This window comes from Marinobacter sp. 1_MG-2023, from assembly GCF_030549045.1.
Taxonomy (GTDB): Bacteria; Pseudomonadota; Gammaproteobacteria; order Pseudomonadales; family Oleiphilaceae; genus Marinobacter.
The window spans coordinates 1-2,272 of record NZ_JAUOST010000013.1 but is presented as its reverse complement, the minus strand read 5'-3'; the positions used below and the strand labels follow the sequence as shown (position 1 = coordinate 2,272).

Genomic DNA, 2,272 nt, shown 5'->3' with positions numbered 1-2,272 from the left:
AAACGGTTGACAAGGTGGCGAGACGATGTAGAATACGCCTCCTGATTGAGCAACGGCTCAAACGCTCTTTAACAAATTGACCAAGTAATTCGTGTGGGCGCTGGCTGGAGTATTTCGACAAGAAATACCAAGGCAAGCGACTCGTCGAAAATTGAGTTTTGTCTTGAGCAAGAATTAAGAATCTACGGATTCTTGTATGATTTAAACTGAAGAGTTTGATCATGGCTCAGATTGAACGCTGGCGGCAGGCTTAACACATGCAAGTCGAGCGGAAACGATGGTAGCTTGCTATCAGGCGTCGAGCGGCGGACGGGTGAGTAATGCTTAGGAATCTGCCCAGTAGTGGGGGATAGCCCGGGGAAACCCGGATTAATACCGCATACGCCCTTTTGGGGAAAGCAGGGGATCTTCGGACCTTGCGCTATTGGATGAGCCTAAGTCGGATTAGCTAGTTGGTGGGGTAAAGGCTCACCAAGGCGACGATCCGTAGCTGGTCTGAGAGGATGATCAGCCACATCGGGACTGAGACACGGCCCGAACTCCTACGGGAGGCAGCAGTGGGGAATATTGGACAATGGGGGCAACCCTGATCCAGCCATGCCGCGTGTGTGAAGAAGGCTTTCGGGTTGTAAAGCACTTTCAGTGAGGAGGAAGGCCTTAAGATTAATACTCTTAAGGATTGACGTCACTCACAGAAGAAGCACCGGCTAACTCCGTGCCAGCAGCCGCGGTAATACGGAGGGTGCAAGCGTTAATCGGAATTACTGGGCGTAAAGCGCGCGTAGGTGGTTGAGTAAGCGAGATGTGAAAGCCCCGGGCTTAACCTGGGAACGGCATTTCGAACTGCTCGACTAGAGTGTGGTAGAGGGTAGTGGAATTTCCTGTGTAGCGGTGAAATGCGTAGATATAGGAAGGAACACCAGTGGCGAAGGCGGCTACCTGGACCAACACTGACACTGAGGTGCGAAAGCGTGGGGAGCAAACAGGATTAGATACCCTGGTAGTCCACGCCGTAAACGATGTCAACTAGCCGTTGGGGATCTTGAATCTTTAGTGGCGCAGCTAACGCACTAAGTTGACCGCCTGGGGAGTACGGCCGCAAGGTTAAAACTCAAATGAATTGACGGGGGCCCGCACAAGCGGTGGAGCATGTGGTTTAATTCGACGCAACGCGAAGAACCTTACCTGGCCTTGACATGCAGAGAACTTTCCAGAGATGGATTGGTGCCTTCGGGAACTCTGACACAGGTGCTGCATGGCCGTCGTCAGCTCGTGTCGTGAGATGTTGGGTTAAGTCCCGTAACGAGCGCAACCCCTATCCCTAGTTGCTAGCAGTTCGGCTGAGAACTCTAGGGAGACTGCCGGTGACAAACCGGAGGAAGGTGGGGATGACGTCAGGTCATCATGGCCCTTACGGCCAGGGCTACACACGTGCTACAATGGTGCGTACAGAGGGTTGCAAACCCGCGAGGGGGAGCTAATCTCACAAAACGCATCGTAGTCCGGATCGGAGTCTGCAACTCGACTCCGTGAAGTCGGAATCGCTAGTAATCGTGAATCAGAATGTCACGGTGAATACGTTCCCGGGCCTTGTACACACCGCCCGTCACACCATGGGAGTGGATTGCACCAGAAGTGGTTAGTCTAACCTTCGGGAGGACGATCACCACGGTGTGGTTCATGACTGGGGTGAAGTCGTAACAAGGTAGCCCTAGGGGAACCTGGGGCTGGATCACCTCCTTAAACGAAGTCGACGCTTCGGTCAGAGTCCACACGAATTACTTGGTTGATTGATAGAGAGAGCAAGGGTCTTTGCAGGCCCGACTTGGCTTGTCTTCGGATGAGCAAAACCGGGTCTGTAGCTCAGGTGGTTAGAGCGCACCCCTGATAAGGGTGAGGTCGGTGGTTCAAGTCCACCCAGACCCACCAGAATTTCGTAGCTCATCGTTGTGTCCGGACTTGCATAGCAGGCTATGCGGCGCCCGAACACGCCTCGATCTACAAAATTCTTAGACATAGCTTTTTGGGGCTATAGCTCAGCTGGGAGAGCGCCTGCCTTGCACGCAGGAGGTCGGCAGTTCGATCCTGCCTAGCTCCACCATTATTACTTGGTCACCTGACTTCGGTCAGTGTACAGAAATAAGCGTTTCGATTTAATGACATAAGTTGTTAGTCGAAGTTCTTCTTTCTGATCACTGGGTCAGATTTGCTCTTTAACAAATTGGATGAGATAGAACACGAAGACATTTTCTCATTATCTCCGAGAAAATGT

At 52.2% G+C, this 2,272-nt stretch carries 2 tRNA genes and 1 rRNA gene; all 3 read left to right on the top strand.

Features of this window, described 5'->3' with window-relative positions:
• The first annotated feature begins 203 nt into the window (after nucleotides 1-203).
• The 3 genes from Q4606_RS18195 to Q4606_RS18185 all read left to right on the top strand — a co-directional run bounded on the left by Q4606_RS18195 (nucleotide 204) and on the right by Q4606_RS18185 (nucleotide 2,101).
• A 16S ribosomal RNA gene (locus tag Q4606_RS18195) occupies nucleotides 204-1,743 on the top strand.
• Nucleotides 1,744-1,852: 109 nt separating this feature from the next.
• Nucleotides 1,853-1,929, top strand: a tRNA-Ile gene (locus tag Q4606_RS18190).
• A gap of 96 nt (nucleotides 1,930-2,025) precedes the next feature.
• Nucleotides 2,026-2,101 (top strand) — tRNA-Ala (locus tag Q4606_RS18185).
• Nucleotides 2,102-2,272: the final 171 nt, after the last annotated feature.